The organism is Butyrivibrio sp. AE2005, from assembly GCF_000686965.1.
In the GTDB taxonomy this organism is placed as follows: Bacteria; Bacillota; Clostridia; order Lachnospirales; family Lachnospiraceae; genus Butyrivibrio; species Butyrivibrio hungatei_A.
Genome location: NZ_JMMD01000003.1, coordinates 74,893 through 94,191 on the forward strand (window position 1 = coordinate 74,893; position 19,299 = coordinate 94,191).

Here is a 19,299-nt window from a genome sequence, read left to right on the forward strand (position 1 = left end):
TATAAATTCAGTTAGCTACTTGGAAACGAGTTAGCATATTTATTCTATTTATGCCACAAGGAGGATAAAATTATGGCAAACCAGATTAGAATTACACCTGCCCAGATGAGAGAGAGAGCAGGCCAGTACCGCACAGAGGCTGATACAGTAAACGGAGTCATCTCAAAGATGGACAGCTTACTTGGACAGCTTCAGTCTGAGTGGGAAGGTGCTGCAAGCGAGTCATACGCAGCACGTTATGAGGAGCTTAAGCCCGGATTTATTAAGGCTGAAGAGCTTATCAGAGAGATCGCATCTGCACTTGATTCTACAGCTACAATCGTAGAAGAGACAGATAACGATATCGCTTCTCAGTTCCGTGGATAACATGGAAACCTCAATTCAGGTTACAACGGGTTTTTCTGTTGTAACCTGATTTTGCTATATTCATGAGATTTTTTGTTTTTAATGAGTTGATTTATGTGATTTTTTTCAAAGATTATATAAATGAACTTATTATTACGGGGGATAAATAAAATTTAAAATATTGGGAGAGTGAGAAAATGGCAGGTCAATCAACGGAAATTAAAATTGATTATGAGGAGCTTGAAAATTTCAGAAAATCTGTTGTTACTAATGGGAGCTATTTAGGCAGAGATTTTAACGAGGGAAAAAAAGACGTTAAAAGTACGATAGTTGCCAATGGAAAAGCTCATAGTGCGATTGATAAGGAAAAGGATATTCGAATAAAAGAACAGCACATGACAAACACAGAAAGTACAAACATTGCAATTATGAGGAAGAGCTTTATAGATAATGAGAAATTGATTCAACAGAGTTTTACTGAACTGTTCAGCTCTGCGAATGTAACTTCAAGTAATGCAAATGGGACGACGCCATAAACAGGCTGTGTTCTAATGTGCAGTACATAGTAAATAATATCTGAACAGAGGAGTGAAAAAATGTTAGAGAGTGATTTCTTGGATATGAATCAAATGAATATTCAGTGTGATGAATCAATAAGTGTGTTATCAGACAGTAATGTAAGATTAAATGGTATAAGAGACGTATATAAAGCAGCTAATAAGACTAAATGTAAGGGAGTGGCATCGATTAGTTTTTATAAACATTGTGACAGGATTGTAACACTTATTGGTGCAATAATAGAAGCAAATGATAGTGATATTATGGATAATAAAACTCTTAAATCCTTCCTTACAGAAGGGCTTGTTTTGGACGGGAGAGTAATCCTGCCAAGTAAAAGGAGGGCAGCAGAAAACGAGCGGAGAGAGCGTGAAGCAGCTGATGAGTGTGAAAGTAGATCACATGGAGTTTCGCCGGAAGAAAAGCATTATTGGAGACATGAATATCGTTGTCATAAACAGGCTGCCGATAGCTATCGTAGAGAGAAGGAGTTTTGGGAATCTCGTGAAAGGATGTTTGATGAGATAAACAATTCAACACAAAATTTGTTTAGTGATAGCACCTCACGCAGAGATGCTGTCGATAGTGGAATAAACTCTTTATCTACAGAGTTTGTTGAGAAAAAGTGTACTTTTAAGTTTAATGACTCATGGAAAGACGGATTTGAGAATTTATATAAAAAAGTTTCTATTGAAGATAAGTGCAAAGAACAATGGAAAGATGAAAACGGTGTATATAAACTTGATGTTTTAAAAGCGATTTATGACAATAAGCTCAAAGGGTTAACTGCAACTGAAGTGGAGGCTTTCACTGCGACCCTTAAAGAACTGCATCCTGAGGCACAGAAGCGAGTTACCGGGCATGTTGCTGCCTCAGATGCTGATATAAAAGGTCTTGTTCAGGGACTTGTTAAGTCTACCGGAGGCGGAGGAAAAACCGGCGTTGGTGTATATAATACTTTAACTGCAAAAGATAATAGTGCTAAAAAATTGGCAGGCTTTAAACTGGCAAAAGATGCCGGAATGGCTGCTGCAACTTGGGCCGGAACATTTTGGTATAAAGGCTTTGCAAGAAATGCAATGAAAGGTACAAAGAAAGGCATTCAAAGAGGTATAGGAGTAGGTATAGGAAATGCAAACAGAACTCTCTATAAAGGTGGTAGCTATATTAAGTCCATCTCAAAAGCAAGTGATGATTTAACTAATGTAGGATTTAAAGAAATCGTCCGACGTACTGTGGAGTATGAACATAATTCATATAAGATGGAAAATGCATATGAAACTGCTAAAGCTGCAAGAAATGCTGTATTGAAGGAAGCGAATGAATTGGATGATTTTGTAGTTGATGATTTTGAAGCATTTATTCATGAGTCAGCTGCAACAAGAAAAGCAGCAGATAAGGCAGCAATTGCAGCAGGAGAAGCGACAGATTTAAGTAATTTTAAGGTTGGAGTTAAATGGTTTGGAGTAGTTGCAGATGTTGTATTTAGTGGTGTAGATAATTTTGCGGAGCAGAAACAGGCGCAAAAGTCCGGTATAGAAATGTCAAATGGAAGAGTGTTTGCGGAAACAGCGATTGAAGCAACTACCAATGTAGTTATAGGTGCTGCAAGCAATATTGTATCTGGAATTGTAATTGGTGGAGGAGCCGCACTGCTTGGACTTTCGGCTCCGGCGGTTGCGGTTGCAGCGGGTGCAGCAGTAGCAGTTTGGGGTATCAATGAATATTTTAAGGGGAAGACTGGAAAAAATCTTGGAGAATACTTATCTGATAGTGTGTGTGATATGGTTGGAATAAAATAATTTTTGAATTTGGTAGTGGAGGAAATAAATGCTTATTGTAACTATACTAATGATTATGGCGTGGTGGCTTATAATTTTGTTTTTTGCCTTCATACTGCAGCTTATTCCGTTGAAAAATTATCATAAGAATATAGCTAAAGTGCAAATTGCTTTATCTTCTATTTCGATTATACTTGGATTGATTTCCTATTTTTATGTAAAGATTAATTATAGTTCAGGTATTTTTGATGGAAGTGGTTGGGATGAAGAGTGGGTTGCACTTATGATGCTTTTCTATTTCTTATGCTTTATGTTATCGTTGGTCCGCTTGTATGCTGAAAAAAAAGCAAGTAAAAAAAAGATAGAAACTTTTTTATTGAGAGCGGAAGAATATAAATTAGTAAAGGAATTAGATTTTATAATGGCAGACTATCTATATTCGCCAAATATAAAGTCTTACTGTGAGTTTGACAGAGGAGTAATGGCTTTTACCGGAGGTATGCCAAAAAAAGAAGTGGACTGTTACTTTACATGCAGGAAGGTAAAGGATGGGATATATGAATGTATTTCGTTTGAGCCATTATTTGATGAAGATAAAAAGATAAGTTTTTCAAAGATTAAGCAGATTGTTTTTTTGGTTGTAACTGCAATATATTTTGCATTGGATGTAATTGATACATCCCAAAAGTATATATATCTTTCAAAAATAGTAGAGGGATTAAGATTAATTCTTTTAGGCACGTTTTGTTGCAACATTTTTTATCGAGTTAAGGGCTTTTTTGCTAAATATTTATTTCTGTTTTCGATTTTGATAATTATACTGGGAATTAGATGTTTTTTTAAATGATTGGAGGAAAATAAAATGGACGTTAAAGTAAAAGAATTACTGCCAATCGGCAGTGTAATATGGCTCAGGGATTCAAAGCATCCGCTTATGATTTTTGGAGTTAAGCAGCAGAATCTCGAGACTAAACAGGAATATGATTACATAGGTGTTCTTTATCCTGAAGGAAATCTCGGTGGAGAGTCACAGTTTATGTTCATGCATAAGGACATCGAAAGGGTGCTGTTCCGCGGATTTGAAGACGAGAGCAGAACAGAGTTTATTGAGAAGCTGTCTGAGTTCTACGGAGAGTAAGTAATATCTGGTATATAGGGCATTTAATAAAAAGGAAATGCTAATGTGGTGAAGGATATGCTCATAGTAACGATATTAATGATCATGGCGTGGTGGCTTATAATATTGCTTTTTGCCTTTATACTGCAACTTATTCCGTTGAAAAATTATCATAAGAATATAGCTAAAGTGCAAATTACTTTATCTTCTATTTCGATTATACTTGGATTGATTTCCTATTTTTATGTAAAGATTAATTATAGTTCAGGTATTTTTGATGGAAGTTATTGGGATGAAGAGTGGGTTGCACTTATGATGCTTTTCTATTTCTTATGCTTTATGTTATCGTTGGTCCGCTTGTATGCTGAAAAAAAAGCAAGTAAAAAAAAGATAGAAACTTTTTTATTGAGAGCGGAAGAATATAAATTAGTAAAGGAATTAGATTTTATAATGGCAGACTATCTATATTCGCCAAATATAAAGTCTTACTGTGAGTTTGACAGAGGAGTAATGGCTTTTACCGGAGGTATGCCAAAAAAAGAAGTGGACTGTTACTTTACATGCAGGAAGGTAAAGGATGGGATATATGAATGTATTTCATTTGAGCCATTATGTGATGAAGATAAAAAGATAAGTTTTTCAAAAATTAAGCAGATTGTTTTTTTGGTTGTAACTGCAATATATTTTGCATTAGCAGTAACTGCGTTATCCAAGAAGTATATATATCTTTTAAAAATAGTAGAGGGATTAACCTTTATTCTTTTTGGTACGTTTTGTTGTAATATTTTTTATCGCGTTAAAGGCTTTTTTGCTAAATATCTTTTTTTGTTCTCAATCGGTTTGATTATATTGGGAATTAGTTGTTTTTTTTGAATGATTGGAGAAATAAAATGGAGGTTAAAGTAAGAGATCTACTGCCAATCGGAAGTGTAATATGGCTCAGGGATTCAAAGCATCCACTTATGGTTTTTGGATTGAAGCAGCAGAACCTTGAGACTAAGCAGGAATATGATTACATAGGTGTTCTTTATCCGGAAGGAAATCTCGGTGGAGAATCACAGTTTATGTTCATGCATAAGGATATTGAAAGAGTGTTGTTCCGCGGATTTGAAGACGAGAGCAGAACGGAGTTTATAGAGAAGTTGTCTGAGTTCTACGGAGAGTAATATTTTGTATAAAGGGCATTAATAAAAAATAATGCTATGTGGTAAAAGGTATGTTTATAGTAACTACATCAATGATAATAGCATGGGAATTAATAGTTGTTATGTCTGCTTATATATACCATGTTATTCCACTTAAAAATTATTCAAGAACTATTACAAGAGTGCAAATAATATTATCTTCGTGTTCTGTTATGCTTGGGGCTTTTGCTTATTTTTACGTGAAGATTAATTATAATTCAGGAATGTTTGATGGAAGTAAATGGGATGAGAAAGGAATTTTGATTATACTTTTTTTGCTTTTTTTGTGCTTTCTCATGTCAATATTACGATTCTTTTTTAATAGAAATGCTTCGCAAAATAGTGAAGAAACATTTCTATTGAAAGCCGGAGAGTATAGAATAGTAAAAGATTTAGATTTGATGATGGGTGATTATTTTTATATGCCCAATGTAAAGTCCTATTGTGAATTTGACGGTGGAAAGATTTTTTTTGCAGGAAGTGTACCGGAGAAGGATGTCGATTGTAGTTTTACTTGCAGAATGGTTAAAGACGGAATATATGAATGTTTGTCATATGAAATCTTAAATAAAGATATAAAAGTTAGGCTTGCACAAATAATTCAGATTGTTTTCTTTATACTGATTGCTGTGGATTTTGCTTTGGCAATGATTTGGTTATCACAGGCACCGGAACTCAATATTGATCTTATAGGGAGGTTGACTTCTTTTTTGAGTTTGAGTTTATTCGGAATTGGTGGATTAAAATTGTTTAAAGGTGCTAAAGGCATAGGTGCAATATTGATGAAAATAACGGGGTATTTGATAATTCTTGCAGGAATTTTCAGTTTTATCAAATAAGGTGAGGTAAGAAATGGACATTAAAGTAAAAGATTTACTGCCAATCGGCAGTGTAATATGGCTCAGGGATTCAAAGCATCCGCTTATGATCTTTGGAGTTAAGCAGCAGAATCTAGAGACTAAGCAGGAATATGATTACATAGGAGTTCTTTATCCTGAAGGAAACCTTGGCGGAGAATCACAGTTTATGTTCATGCATAAGGATATCGAAAAGGTGTTGTTTCGCGGATTTGAAGACAAGAGCAGAACAGAGTTTATAGAGAAGCTGTCTGAGTTCTACGGAGAGTAAGTAATATCTGGTATAAAGGGCATTTAATAAAAAGGAAATGCTAATGTGGTGAAGGATATGCTCATAGTAACGATATTAATGATCATGGCGTGGTGGCTTATAATATTATTTTTTGCTTTTGCAATACAGCTTATTCCGTTAAAAAATTATCATAAGAATATAGCTAAAGTACAGCTTGCTTTATCTTTTACATCAATCATATTAGGGGTATGTGCCTTTTTTTATATGAAAATCAATTATAGCACAGGTGTGTTTGATGGAAGCAGGTGGAATGAGCGTGTTATGAAATTTTTTATAGGTGCATATTGTTGGTGTTTTGTTGGATCATTACTACGTTGCTATTTTGATGGAAAAGCGAGACATGATAAAGTTGAGACTTTTATATTAAGAGCTGAAGAATATAAAATTGCGAAGAAGTTTGATTTATTAATGGCCGATTATTTATATATGCTTAATGTAAAATCTTATTGTGAATTTAACAGGGGAATAATTGCTTTTACCGGAGGTATGCCTCAAAAAGAGGCAGACTGTAGGTTTACATGCAGAATGATAAAAGATGGTATATTTGAATGTCTTTCATATGATTTATTATCTGAGGAAGATAATAAACTTAATTTTTCAAAAGTAAAGCAGGCAATATTTTTTGTTTTAACAGCAATAGATTTAGCGTTTTTGATAATTTGGCTTGCTCAAGACCCCAATAACATAGAAATCATGTCGAGACTTTTACAAGGGTTAAGTTTTATTCTTTTTGGAGCTTTTGGATGTAATATGTTTTATGGGACAAAAGGTTTTTTAGCAAAATATCTTTTTGTTTTTTCGGTGTTATTTATTATCGTGGGATTTATAAGTTTTTTTAAATAATTAGGGGGCTAAAATGGACGTTAAAGTAAAAGATTTATTACCAATCGGAAGTGTAATATGGCTCAGGGGTTCAAAGCATCCACTTATGATTTTTGGAGTGAAGCAGCAGAATCTAGAGACTAAGCAGGAATATGATTACATAGGAGTTCTTTATCCGGAAGGAAATCTCGGTGGAGAATCACAGTTTATGTTCATGCATAAGGATATCGAAAAGGTGTTGTTCCGCGGATTTGAAGACGAGAGCAGAACGGAGTTTATTAAGAAGCTGTCTGAGTTCTACGGGGAGTAATGGTGATTAGTGATTTTTCATGGAATATGTAAATGAACTGAATTAATACAGTGGCTAAATATTGTAGATGAGAGGAATGGATATGGAAAAAGAAAAGCGTGACTATCGTAAGGAGCTTAATGCAATTCAGATTGAGAGAGAAGAAGTGCAAAGCAGATATGCCGGACTAAAAAGGGAGCTTGAAGATAAAAACGAGGAACTGGTTTACAGGATAGGAAAGGAATCCAGTGAATTGGATGATCCTAATATAAATCGAGAGAGCGAACTCGTTAGTATTTACGAAGAACGTCTTTCTTTATTTAGAAGACATAAAAATGAGCAGGAAGAGTATTATGATGTTCTGGAGCAGCAAGAAAGAGGAGCATTACAGAAGCTGAGTGACAAAGAACAGAATATAAAAGTTGAAATGAACAAGGATAATGAAAAATAAAATTTAGGGAGAGTGAGAAAATGGCAGGTCTATCACCGGAAATTAAAATTGATTATGAGGAGCTTGAAAATTTCAAAGTATCAGTTATTGCTAAGGGAAGCATTTTAGGCATGAATTTTAACGAAGGGAAAAAGGATGTTAAAAGTACGATAGTTGCTAATAAAAATGCTCATAGTGCGATTGATAGGGAAAAGTATATTCGAATAAAAAAACAGGACAAGACATCCAAAGAAAGTGAAAACATTGCAATTATGAGGCAAAGCTTTATAGATGCTGATGAAGCGGCTAAGCAGGGAATTCAAACGACATTTCAGTATGTTGTACCGTCGAACCTTGCGAATGGAACTTCAGGACAGCTTTCTCCAAAATATCAGTATACAGCACCGTCGAGTTCTGCGAATGGAACTTCAAGTAATTCAAATGGGACTCCATAAACAGACTGTAATCTAACGTGCAGTGTATAGTAAATAATATCGGAACAGAGGAGTAAAAAATGGTAGAGAGTGATTTCTTGGATATGAATCAACTGAATATTCAGTGCGATGAATCAATAAGTAAGTTATCAGACAGTAATGTAAAATTAAATGGTATAAGAGATGTATATAAATCAGCTAATAAGCTTGTATGCAAGGGAAACGCTGGGGATAATTTTTTAAAATTTTGCGAAGCGATTGTAATACTTATCGGTGCGATAATAACAGCAAATGATAGCGATATTGTAGACAATAAAACTCTTAAATCCTTCCTTACAGAAGGGCTTGTTTTGGACGGAAGAGTAATCCTGCCAAGTAAAAGGCGGGCAGCAGAAAACGAGCGTAGAGAGCGTGAAGCAGCTGATGAGTGTGAAAGTAGATCACATGGAGTTTCTCCGGAAGAAAAGCATTATTGGAGACATGAATATCGTTGCCATAAACAAGCAGCCGATAGCTATCGCAGAGAGAAGGAGTTTTGGGAATCTCGTGAAAGGAAGTTTGATGAGATAAACAATGCAACGACAAATTTGTTTTTGGATAGCGAATCATACAGAAATGCTGCCGATAAAGGAATGGATTCTTTGCCTACAGATTTTGTTGAGAAAACAGGCCCTTTTGTGCTTAAAGACTCATGGAAGGCCGGGTTTGAAAACTTATACAATGATGTTTCTATTGCAGATAAGTGCAAAGAAAGATGGAAAGATGAAAACGGCGCATATAATCTTGAGGCTTTGAAAGAAGTATTGAACACTCAAGCCACCGAAATATCTGCAACTGAAGTGGAGACTTTTGCTGCGGTTCTTGAAGAACTGCATCCTGATGCTCAAAAGCAACTTGTTGGAAAAGTAGTTAATGGAAAGCTTGACATCAAAGGGCTTGTTCAGGGGACCATTGGATCAATCGGAACGATTGGAAAGACGTTTAATGATATAGTTAATATGGTCATTTCCGGCGATGATATGAAAGCCAGAACAAAAGCAGGCTATAAGTTTATGAAAGACTTTACAACTGGAGCTGCAAATTGGACTGGAACATTAGCATTTACTGCTGAACTTGAAAAGAATAAAGATGATATATTTTTCGATGCGAAAAAAACGCTTTATTCAAGCTTTGAGAAGGGAAGTTTTATAAAATCAATTTCACAAGAAGGTGATGATTTAGTAAATGTAAGTGGTGCTGAAATAGCAAGAAGATCATTAAAGTCTGATCTTGACTCGTATTTATTTAAAAGTGTTGGACAAGCTCGCCAAAAAGCGGTTATTTCTGCAATACAAAATGATTTACCTGATGATGCAATGGAAGCGTTAGCAAATGAAGCGGAGGCAGCCGCAAAGGTAAAGAATTTCAAGACCGGAGTGAAATGGCTTGGAGTAGTTGCTGATGTTGCGTTTAGTGCTGTGGATAATTTTGCAGAACAGGAGCTTGCACGTAAATCCGGTATAGAGATGTCAAATGAAAGAGTTTATGCTGAGACAGCAATTGAAACAGTATCGAGTGTCGTACTTTCTTCAGTGGGAACTGCAGCTGCCGGAGTATTATTTGGTACAATACTTGGAGTATCAGCTCCTGCTGTTGCAATTGCTGCAGCTGGTGCAGGAGTAGTTTGGGTAATTAATGAAGGAAGTAAGGTGGTTACAGGGAAAAGTCTTGGAGAGTTTGCTTCAGATACAATTTGTGATGCTTTTGGAATATAATAATCTTTTAATCTAGGTGAATGGGGTGAAAATATGTTTTTGGTGACTATAATGACGATAATAGCATGCGAATTGGTAGTGTTAATGTTTGCTTTTGCAATGCATGTTATTCCTCTAAAGGAATATGTAAAAAAAATTTCTAAAATACAATTATTTCTATCGATAGTTGCAACTTTACTAGGAGTATTTGTCTATTTTTATTTAAAAACTAATTATAGTTCAGGTATTTTTAGTAAAAGTAAGTGGAATACTGAGCTGGCGGGGCTTTTTGTTTTTGGATATTGTTTGTGTCTTGTATGTTCCTTCTTTCGATTTTTTTCTGAAAAGAAAGATAAGTATAATGAAGAAACGTTTAGGTTAATGGCTGATGAATACAAAATAGTGAAGGAATTTAACTTTACTATGGGTGATTATATATATATGCCAAACGTAAAGGCATATTGTGAATTTGGAAAAGGAATAATGATATTTACTGGGAGAATGCCGGAGCATGAAGTTGACGGTGTTTTTAAATGTAGAATGGTGAAAGATGGAATATATGAATGTCTCTCATATGAAGTATTGACTAATGATTATAAAAAAATAATCATAAGCCAAATAAGTATTAGTGCGTTATTCATTTTATTGGTAATAGATGTTGCTTTATTTATAATGTGGATATCTCAAATGCCTGGATTTAATATGGTTTTTATTGCACGTCTTGTTAAGAGCTTAAGTTTTTCTCTTTTTGGTGCTGCGGCATTTAATTTGTATAAAGGCGCAAAAGGCATATTTGCAAAGCTTATGATGGGCTTTTCAATTTTTTTAATTATTATGGGATTTATTATTTTTTTTAAATAATTAGGGGTTAAAATGGACGTTAAAGTAAAAGAATTACTGCCGATCGGTAGTGTAATATGGCTCAGGGATTCAAAGCATCCGCTTATGATTTTTGGAGTGAAGCAGCAGAATCTAGAGACTAAGCAGGAATATGATTACATAGGAGTTCTTTATCCGGAAGGAAATCTCGGTGGAGAATCACAGTTTATGTTCATGCATAAGGACATTGAAAGGGTGTTGTTCCGCGGATTTGAAGATGAGAGCAGAACGGAGTTTATTAAGAAGCTGTCTGAGTTCTACGGAGAATAATGCCTGATACAAAGGGGATTGGCAGTATAATATGGTGAGGTTACTATGAACGAGAAGATAAAAATAAAGTATTCAGTTAGGGAAAGTGCATTAGTAGCAGTTGTAGCTATAGCAATATTAGTGGCAAGCGCTGTTTTTGATATTCATATAGGATCTACGAGAACATTTGCCAAGATGCTGTTTATTACTGCAGTTGTCAACTTCTTTAATGCAATAAGACTATGTTTTACCAGAATTGAGGTTGATGAATCGGGTATTCTTTATAAGGCATTTACGAAGAAAGCATTTATTAATTGGAGTGAGACTGATAGAATCTATATCAATTCGGACGGAAGCAACCCAAATGCTCCGATTATCATTCAGATAGGTGATTCTAAGATCACAGTTTCAAATAAGTGTAAGAATTACAGCGAATTAAGATCTTTTTTGATAGAAAGAAATATGCTTAAGTACCTCGGTGGGGTTGCTGTTGAGCAGTAGTAACAAGATGAGGGGAATGAATTGAAGTATTCGGTTGATGTAAATTCAGATATTGGAAACAGGAAGAAAGTTAATCAGGATGCTCTGCTGGTGAAGCATGCCCGGACCGAAAAAATGGGAAAGGTATGCTTTGCGTGTTTATGTGACGGAATGGGTGGCTTGTCTCAGGGAGAAGTTGCAAGCGCAGCATTCATAAACAGAATGGGACAGTGGTTTCAAAACGAATTTCCGTCTATACTGTCAAGAGAGGCTGAGGTGTCAATTAATGCAGAGACAGAAGAACTTGCAGCCTATAGAAATAGCAAAAATTACATTTACGGGCTTATTCAGAACGAGTGGGAAATGATTTCACGTCAGATGAATGAGGGACTTAAACAGTACGGAAGAGAAAGAGGCTTTCAACTTGGAACAACCGCTGCAGCAATAATTTTTCTCGGTGATGAATTTTTTGCTATGAGCGTTGGTGATTCCAGAATATATAAGATCAATAGGAAGGGAATCATACAGATATCGCATGATCACAGCTATGTACAGCAACAGATAGACATGGGAAGGATGACACCGCAGGAGGCAGCAGTAAGCTCGCAGAAAAATATTCTATTGCAATGTATCGGCGCATCTGATAATGTATATCCGGAATTTTATAAAGGGCCACTTGAGAAGAGGACAAGCTTTCTTCTTTGTTCTGACGGGCTTTGGAGGCTTCTTTTAAACGATGAGATCAAGGAATATGTCTCAAAAAAGGACGGAATTAAGAAAATGACAGAATTAGTTAAGGCTAGAGGCGAATCTGATAATATTTCAGGAATCGTAATAGGTATATAGACAATGTTAAAGATTATAACGTTGATAGACAGAAAATATAAAATACTCAGTAAAATTGGGAGGACACCTATTATGTCGATGAATAAGAGAATACTTAAGGGAGCTGTTACTTCTTTGATGATAATGACTATGGTTGCACAGTCAAATACGTTTGTAATGGCAAAAGAGAATGATGAAGCAGTGGAGGAAGCTTCTTTAGCTGAGATTCCTTCAGATTCGGCTTTAACCGATGCCACTTTTGAAGACGGAGCAGCTACAGGTATTTCAGTGACTGATGATGCAACGGCCGAGGATTCGGAAGATGACAATCCCATAGATGATCTTTCACAGCAGGAGGGAATGGAAAGAGCCGTAAACGGCGTTGTTCAGATTAACTATGTATATGTAAGCGATGACAATGCACATCACATTGTTAAGGGAGGCCCCGGAATCCTTATAGGTGATGCGGAGAAGGGCGAGTATGTTATAACAAGTCTTACCCAGATGACCATGACTGATGCGGAAAAAGACAAAATACTTGCTACATTCAAAGTTTCTAAGGATGACATGGAAAGAGAAAGGTCTAAGTTTTCATATGATGTTGTAATTGAAAATGATGTGACTGAGCCCGTTACTTTGGTAAATAGCAGCGGAAATCTTGATATGGCTGTATTCAAACTTTCGCAGACCTTATATAACAGAACACCTATGTTTTTCCTTTATTCCGAACAAAACGATAAGGAAGCATACAACGATGGCACTGTAGATCTTACAAACGCATTCGTTCTTGGTTTCCCTGACGAGATAGTATTTCAGAAAAACGAAGCATATTACTCAAATGAGAGAGTAAATAAAACAAACGGTCAGGTAGTTAATATAGTTAAAGACAATAATGATGTTCAGCTTATTGAGCATACTGTTCAGATAGGACGTAACAGTGTCGGTGGACCTCTTGTAAGTAAAGAAGGTTATCTAGTCGGCATGAATACCCTTAGAAGCGAGGGGAATTATTGCTATTCCGTAAGTTCTAATTCAATCGTTAAAGTGCTCAGCGGAATGGGAATAAAGTTTGACAGTATAAGTATTGAAAAACTGAAGGCAGATGCGGAAGCAAAAGAAAAAGAAAATGACAATAATAATTCTGCTTCAACAGTAGCGGTAACGAGCGTAGACCCGGAAGAAGATGTTACTCCGGCGCTTCCCGGCTGGATAATCCCTGTGATAATTGTTTTGGGTGTAGTAATAGTTGCACTTATAGCTGTAGTTGTAATCTACATTATAAAGAATTCTAAGAATAAGAAGGAGAGCCGGAACGGGGATATTTCGATTGCGGGAGCCAATCCGCAGGTTGTGGTTCAGGCTACAACACCTCAGCAGGATCTCTTTGGAAATACTTCCGGAGATACGACTGTTTTGGGAGCAGGTGGCGGATTTGACAATTCAATGACCGGCATGAATATGGCTACGCCTTCACAGAGACTTGATGGCGGACATCTTGAGAGAAAGAAGAACGGAGAGAGCATTGCGATTTCGAAGGCAAACTTCAGCATCGGTAAGGATGATCTTCACTGCGATTTCTGCATAAGGGACAACAATACGATCAGCCGCCAGCATGCGATCATATCGATTTCTGCCGGAAGAGTTTATATTGAAGACAATCATTCCAAGAACGGAACATTCTTAAATGATATTAAGCTTATTTCAGGCCAGAGGCAGGAACTTAGAGACGGTGACTGTTTGAAGCTTTCTAATGAAGAATTTATTTATAAGAGATAAAAGGGCAGATTATGGAAAATAAATTAATTATTAGATTTAAGAATGTAAAGCAGCGACAGGAGTTTGATATCGAAGTACCGGATGATATTACTGCAAATGAGCTTATATACGGGTTGAAAAACAGTTTTAAGCTGAACATTGATATGGATGATCAGGCTAAGTGTTATATGAGAGCGGAGAATCCGATAGCACTTATTAAAGGGGAGGTAGTCCTGTCAGATTTGGGCCTGCGAGACGGCTCAGTGGTCATTTTTGAGGGATAAAAGTACATGAACTATAAAATTACGATATTCAACAGCAGAATCTATAAGGAAATTGTTGTTGAAGATAAATTTACAGGTCTGACAATTGGAACGGGGCGTAACTGTCAGGTGCAGCTTTTGTCAGATGATTTTGGACGGGATTTTATTATTTCAGTCAGAAACAATGAGGGGAAACTTGAGATAACATCAGATGGTACAGTTGCTTTCGGACAGGCAATGTCGGATGTCGGATATCTTGAGATTGGTAATGTTCTTTACACATTTGATGCAAATGGCGGCAAAGAACTTCTTAACATTGAATTTGATGCTGATTTTGGAGTTGTTCAGGACAACTATAATTTCGTAATTAATTTAAGGGAACAGTCGATGATCACAATCGGCGGTGCACCTGATTGTATCATACGTTTTTTTGACAGAGAGATTAAGGACGGCAAGGTAACGCTCACAAGGACCGGAGACGGTTTTATAGTAGACGGAAGCGGTCTTTTATATGGTGTAACCATAAACGGCGTTCTTCAAAAAGGCTTGAATATTCCTGTTAAAAATAAGGATTTTATTGGAATATACGGTCATATCTTTTATCTATGTGATGACCTTCTTTATACATCTGATTCGCTTGGAATCGATACGAGACTTCAGGCGCAGATGATTGAATCAAACAATATTCATTTCCACTATCCACAATATACGCGTAGTGTGCGTCAGCACTACAAGATTCCGGATAAGGCAATTGAGGTTTTACCTCCGAAGTCTAAGCCGAATCCTGATAAAAAGAGCATCTGGCTTGTTCTGCTTCCTACCATATTGATGCTCAGTGTTATGGTCGGGGTGCGTGCTCTTGTGATGAAGAGTAATATGTCCTACGTACTTATGTTTGCTGCGATGGGACTTGTAACAGGCGTAACTGCGGTTATCAATTATTTTTATGAAAAGAAAAAGAATGCCAAGAACGCAGAAGACAGAATCAAATACTACAAGGATTATATAGCGAGAAAAGAGAAGGATATTCAGAAGGAGCGTGCGGATGAAAAGACGATCATGCTCAAGATGAATCGTTCTGTTGACGATACCATGAATTCAATCAGGCAGTTCGACGGAAATCTTTTTTCACACAGCAGGGAAGAAGAGGACTTTCTTGATGTCTGGATCGGAACGGGTTCTGTTGCATCGAGACAGCAGGTTGAGTTCAAGAAGCAGGAATACATCGATATTGATGATGATATGATGGATATTCCCGAAAAAGTGCATGACAAGTATGAATATATTGACGGCATGCCTGTTGTGCTTCATCTGCGCGAAGCTAACGCGGTTGGTTTTGTCGCTGAGAGAACAAAACTTTACCAGCTCATGAAAAACATGATGGTTACTATAGCTGGCGAGTATTTCTTTAAGGAAGTAAAGATGTTCCTTATCATAGGCGAGCACGATGTACCTGATTTTTCCTGGGCAAGATGGTTTAAAAATATGTCCTCGAATAACGGTGGCATGAGATACTTCATGTATGATGATGACAGTGCTAAGCGTGCGCTCGAATTTTTGTACAATGAATTGTCGGCAAGAGAGCAGTTAAGTGATGAGGTTATAGGGCAACTTCCCTTTTATGTCATTTTTGTATACCGTTCGGAAAAAATCCGTAAGCATCCCGTAATGGATTATGTCGAGAATGCGTCTAAGCTTGGATTTGTTTTCCTTTTCTGGGAAGAGCAGACAGAGCTTCTTGATATGAACTGTTCGCAGATTGTATTCCTTGAAAGCGGAGAGCACAAAGGATATATTCAGGATGTTGAAGACGGTAAGAAGATTCAGGCGTTTGAATATCCGCACACAAACAGGGCGGATGTGCAGAATCTTGCGCTTAGACTTTCATGCGTGTATATCGATGAGATGAGTCTTGAAGAGACACTTACCAAGCATATTTCGCTGTACAAGCTGCTGGGAATAATGAACGCATATGACCTTGATCTTGAGGAGAGATGGAACAGCTCGCAGATTTATAAGAGCATGGCTGCGCCGCTTGGTGTTCGTAGTGACGGTGAAACGGTTTATCTTGATATTCACGAGAAATATCACGGTCCGCACGGACTTGTCGCAGGTACTACAGGCTCGGGTAAATCAGAAATTATACAGACATATATTTTGTCAATGGCTACATTATTTCATCCGTATGAGGTTGGATTTATCATCATCGACTTTAAGGGTGGTGGTATGGCTAACCAGTTTAAAGAACTTCCTCACCTTAACGGAGCAATCACAAATATCGACGGAAAGCAGATCGATAGGTCGCTTCGTTCAATTAAGGCTGAACTTTTAAGGAGACAGACCTTGTTTGCTGAGATGAATGTAAACAAAATTGATGATTATATCAGTCTCTTTAAGAAGGGAACGGCTAAAGTGCCGCTTCCTCATCTGATTCTTATTGTTGATGAGTTTGCGGAACTTAAGAGCGAGCAGCCTGAATTTATGAAAGAGTTGATAAGTGCAGCCAGAATCGGCCGAAGCCTCGGTGTGCACCTTATTCTTGCAACGCAGAAGCCGGCAGGTGTCGTAAACGATCAGATCTGGTCAAACTCAAAGTTCAAGCTTTGTCTTAAGGTTCAGGACAAGCAGGATAGTAACGAGGTAATTAAGTCACCTCTTGCTGCTGAGATCAGAGAGCCGGGTAGAGCATATCTGCAGGTCGGAAATAACGAGATATTCGAGCTGTTCCAGTCGGCATACAGCGGAGATCCTGCTGTTGTAAGTAGTACGGAGAACAGACGTAAATTTGAAATAAGCAGCGTTGACCTTTCGGGAAGGAGAGCTGTTTTATACAGTCAGAAGGGTGAGAAGTCAAAAGGTGAGCAAAACCAGCTTGAGGCAATAGTTGCCAGAGTTAAGAATTATTGCGAGGAAAAAAATATCGCAAAACTTCAGGATATTTGCCTGCCGCCTTTGGCTGAAGTTATTAACTTCCCGTCTGAGATCGGCTTTCATCAGAATAAAGATACCGATATAATTTGCGAAATCGGTATCTTTGATGATCCCGATAATCAGTATCAGGGAGTTCACTCCGTTAATCTTACAAAAGAGAATCTTATGATTATCGGTTCTACTCAGGTTGGAAAGACTAATCTTTTGCAGACTCTTATAAGAAACGTTACAACGAAGTATACTTCGGATGAAGTAAACATCTTTATCATAGACTTTGCTTCAATGGTACTTAGAAACTTCGAAGGCTTAAAGCATGTAGGAGGTGTCGTAACATCTTCAGAGGATGAGAAGCTTAAAAATCTTCTTAAACTCCTGTATGCAGAGCTTGATGCAAGAAAAGAGAAACTCCTTTCTGTCGGTGTAAGTTCTTTTTCAGCATACAGAGAAGCCGGAAAGACGGATTTGCCGCAGATTATACTGATGGTAGATAATCTTACCGCTTTACGTGAGATGTATTTTAATGACAATGATGAACTTCTGGGGCTTTGTCGTGAAGGCCTTGCCGTAGGTATAAGCGTTGTTATTGCAAATACGCAGACTCAGGGCATGGGATATAAGTATCTCAGTAACTTCTCATGTAGAATAGCGATGTTCTGTAATGATACTAATGAATACAGTTCGTTGTTTGAACATTGCAGGGAGCGTATCGAGGACATCAAGGGAAGATGTCTTATCGAAGTCAACAAGAAATACATGGATTGCCAGACTTATCTTGCATTTGAAGGTGAGAAGGAAATCGACAGAGTTATGGCAATAAGGGCTTATATCGAAGAGATAAACGGCAGAGATAATAACGCAGCCAAGAAGATTCCTGTAATTCCTTCGCTTCTTACTGCAAAAGAGGTTGTGCGTGATTATGCGAAAACTGTGCGCAGAACATTTGATATTATCATCGGTCTTGATTATGCTACGGTTGATCCGTTTATCATTAATCTTGCAAATATCGGTGTTCTCGGTATCAGTGGTAAGGAAGGAAGAGGCAGACACAGCTTTATCAAATATGTTGTCCGTATGCTGAACGTCATGTACCGCGACAGGTCTGAGGTTCATATCTTTGACGGAATTGATAAGCGCCTTGCGTGCCTTGAAAATCTGCCGAACGTTTCGCGTTACAGCTTAAGTTCTGAAGTTGCAGTAGAAACATTTAAAGAAGCAGAAGAGGAACTTAAGAGAAGGTATGATGAGCTTGCGGCCGGAAATGAAGACATCATTGCAAAAAGCAAGCTGATTCTTATCATAATTAATCAGACTTCCATTGTTGAAGAGCTTCAATCAAATCCTACTGTAATGGCAGCTTACAGAAACATGATAGGTAAATATAAAAATATGCGTGTCGGTATCATAATCGGAGGCATAGAGAACGAGGCAATTCCTTACAGTGCACCTGATATGCTCAAGAGGGTTAAAGAAACACGCCATATGCTTTTCTTTGACGATCTTGCGAACTCAAAGGCTTTAGAGATTACTATGGTGCAGGGTAAGCCGTTCAGGAAGAAGACAGAACTTGGCGACGGCTTCTACTTAAAAGACAATTCTATTGTCAGACTCAAAATCCCGTTTTGGGAAGAACAGTAGAGTTTTTGGCCATATTGTCAAAAAACAAAATAAAATATCGTAAATTATTTTATGGAAAAATTGTCCGCATTTTAAATGTGTGACAATTTTTTCTTTTATAATCAGCTTTGTTACTGGGACTTTTTTGTCCGGAAATGAATATGTGTAATTGTTTGTAATGTACATACAATTTAGAATATACACAGAATATTTTACAATTATAAATAAAATATCAAAATAAATAAAGAAAAAATATAAAATGTCTTGACAAATTAAAGGCTTATAAATATAATAAAGGCAGATAAAGAAAAGGGAATTAATATAAAGAATACTTCTCCTGAGAGTTCTTTAGATGGAAAGAGCAGGGAGAAAGAATAGGAGGTACGGTCCAAAGGGATAGGTAATTAAAATATTCAGGGAAAGGATGGTACAGACCACCAAAATATTTTGAACTAAGTAAT

General features: G+C 37.0%; 21 protein-coding genes. All 21 read left to right on the forward strand.

Going from position 1 to position 19,299, the window contains the following annotated elements; genetic code table 11:
- The first annotated feature begins 72 nt into the window (after positions 1-72).
- The 21 genes from DL92_RS0103835 to essC all read left to right on the forward strand — a co-directional run bounded on the left by DL92_RS0103835 (position 73) and on the right by essC (position 18,859).
- Entirely contained in the window at positions 73-366 is a 294-nt protein-coding gene (locus tag DL92_RS0103835) for a WXG100 family type VII secretion target (RefSeq protein ID WP_026654369.1), read from the forward strand.
- 176 nt (positions 367-542) lie between these two features.
- Positions 543-881, forward strand: a complete 339-nt coding sequence (locus DL92_RS0103840) for a TIGR04197 family type VII secretion effector (protein ID WP_026666945.1) — start codon at positions 543-545, stop codon at positions 879-881.
- A 60-nt stretch (positions 882-941) separates the two neighbouring features.
- A complete protein-coding gene (locus DL92_RS0103845) occupies positions 942-2,705 on the forward strand; it encodes a hypothetical protein (protein ID WP_026666946.1) in 1,764 nt (587 codons plus the stop codon).
- 28 nt (positions 2,706-2,733) lie between these two features.
- On the forward strand, positions 2,734-3,531 hold the full coding sequence (locus tag DL92_RS0103850; protein ID WP_026666947.1) for a hypothetical protein: 798 nt from the start codon (positions 2,734-2,736) through the stop codon (positions 3,529-3,531).
- A gap of 15 nt (positions 3,532-3,546) precedes the next feature.
- On the forward strand, positions 3,547-3,822 hold the full coding sequence (locus DL92_RS0103855; protein WP_026666948.1) for a DUF4176 domain-containing protein: 276 nt from the start codon (positions 3,547-3,549) through the stop codon (positions 3,820-3,822).
- Positions 3,823-3,867: 45 nt separating this feature from the next.
- On the forward strand, positions 3,868-4,674 hold the full coding sequence (locus DL92_RS0103860) for a hypothetical protein (protein WP_026666949.1): 807 nt from the start codon (positions 3,868-3,870) through the stop codon (positions 4,672-4,674).
- 17 nt (positions 4,675-4,691) lie between these two features.
- Complete coding sequence (locus DL92_RS0103865) at positions 4,692-4,967, forward strand: DUF4176 domain-containing protein (RefSeq protein ID WP_026666950.1); 276 nt, start codon at positions 4,692-4,694, stop codon at positions 4,965-4,967.
- Positions 4,968-5,017: 50 nt separating this feature from the next.
- The gene (locus DL92_RS0103870; protein WP_026666951.1) at positions 5,018-5,824 is read left to right on the forward strand and encodes a hypothetical protein; all 807 of its coding nucleotides are present in this window, start codon (positions 5,018-5,020) and stop codon (positions 5,822-5,824) included.
- Positions 5,825-5,837: 13 nt separating this feature from the next.
- Entirely contained in the window at positions 5,838-6,113 is a 276-nt protein-coding gene (locus DL92_RS0103875) for a DUF4176 domain-containing protein (RefSeq protein WP_051625219.1), read from the forward strand.
- 45 nt (positions 6,114-6,158) lie between these two features.
- On the forward strand, positions 6,159-6,977 hold the full coding sequence (locus DL92_RS0103880; RefSeq protein WP_026666953.1) for a hypothetical protein: 819 nt from the start codon (positions 6,159-6,161) through the stop codon (positions 6,975-6,977).
- A 13-nt stretch (positions 6,978-6,990) separates the two neighbouring features.
- Positions 6,991-7,266, forward strand: a complete 276-nt coding sequence (locus DL92_RS0103885) for a DUF4176 domain-containing protein (protein WP_026666954.1) — start codon at positions 6,991-6,993, stop codon at positions 7,264-7,266.
- 82 nt (positions 7,267-7,348) lie between these two features.
- Positions 7,349-7,696 carry a hypothetical protein gene (locus DL92_RS0103890; RefSeq protein WP_026666955.1) on the forward strand — a complete coding sequence of 116 codons (348 nt, stop codon included), beginning with the start codon at positions 7,349-7,351 and terminating at the stop codon, positions 7,694-7,696.
- 20 nt (positions 7,697-7,716) lie between these two features.
- Positions 7,717-8,130, forward strand: a complete 414-nt coding sequence (locus DL92_RS0103895) for a TIGR04197 family type VII secretion effector (RefSeq protein ID WP_026666956.1) — start codon at positions 7,717-7,719, stop codon at positions 8,128-8,130.
- Positions 8,131-8,459: 329 nt separating this feature from the next.
- Complete coding sequence (locus DL92_RS0103900) at positions 8,460-9,863, forward strand: hypothetical protein (protein ID WP_155841007.1); 1,404 nt, start codon at positions 8,460-8,462, stop codon at positions 9,861-9,863.
- 51 nt (positions 9,864-9,914) lie between these two features.
- Positions 9,915-10,703: a hypothetical protein gene (locus DL92_RS0103905; RefSeq protein ID WP_155841009.1), complete on the forward strand. Its 789-nt coding sequence runs from the start codon at positions 9,915-9,917 to the stop codon at positions 10,701-10,703.
- 12 nt (positions 10,704-10,715) lie between these two features.
- Complete coding sequence (locus DL92_RS0103910) at positions 10,716-10,991, forward strand: DUF4176 domain-containing protein (protein WP_026654378.1); 276 nt, start codon at positions 10,716-10,718, stop codon at positions 10,989-10,991.
- A 45-nt stretch (positions 10,992-11,036) separates the two neighbouring features.
- Positions 11,037-11,471, forward strand: coding sequence for a hypothetical protein (locus DL92_RS0103915; RefSeq protein ID WP_026666959.1), 435 nt, complete (start codon positions 11,037-11,039; stop codon positions 11,469-11,471).
- A 21-nt stretch (positions 11,472-11,492) separates the two neighbouring features.
- Complete coding sequence (locus DL92_RS0103920) at positions 11,493-12,296, forward strand: PP2C family protein-serine/threonine phosphatase (RefSeq protein WP_026654384.1); 804 nt, start codon at positions 11,493-11,495, stop codon at positions 12,294-12,296.
- A gap of 72 nt (positions 12,297-12,368) precedes the next feature.
- A complete protein-coding gene (locus DL92_RS0103925) occupies positions 12,369-14,051 on the forward strand; it encodes an FHA domain-containing protein (protein ID WP_026666960.1) in 1,683 nt (560 codons plus the stop codon).
- 11 nt (positions 14,052-14,062) lie between these two features.
- Complete coding sequence (locus DL92_RS0103930; RefSeq protein ID WP_026654386.1) at positions 14,063-14,314, forward strand: EsaB/YukD family protein; 252 nt, start codon at positions 14,063-14,065, stop codon at positions 14,312-14,314.
- Positions 14,315-14,320: 6 nt separating this feature from the next.
- Entirely contained in the window at positions 14,321-18,859 is a 4,539-nt protein-coding gene (gene essC, locus DL92_RS0103935) for a type VII secretion protein EssC (RefSeq protein ID WP_026666961.1), read from the forward strand.
- Positions 18,860-19,299 lie beyond the last annotated feature (440 nt).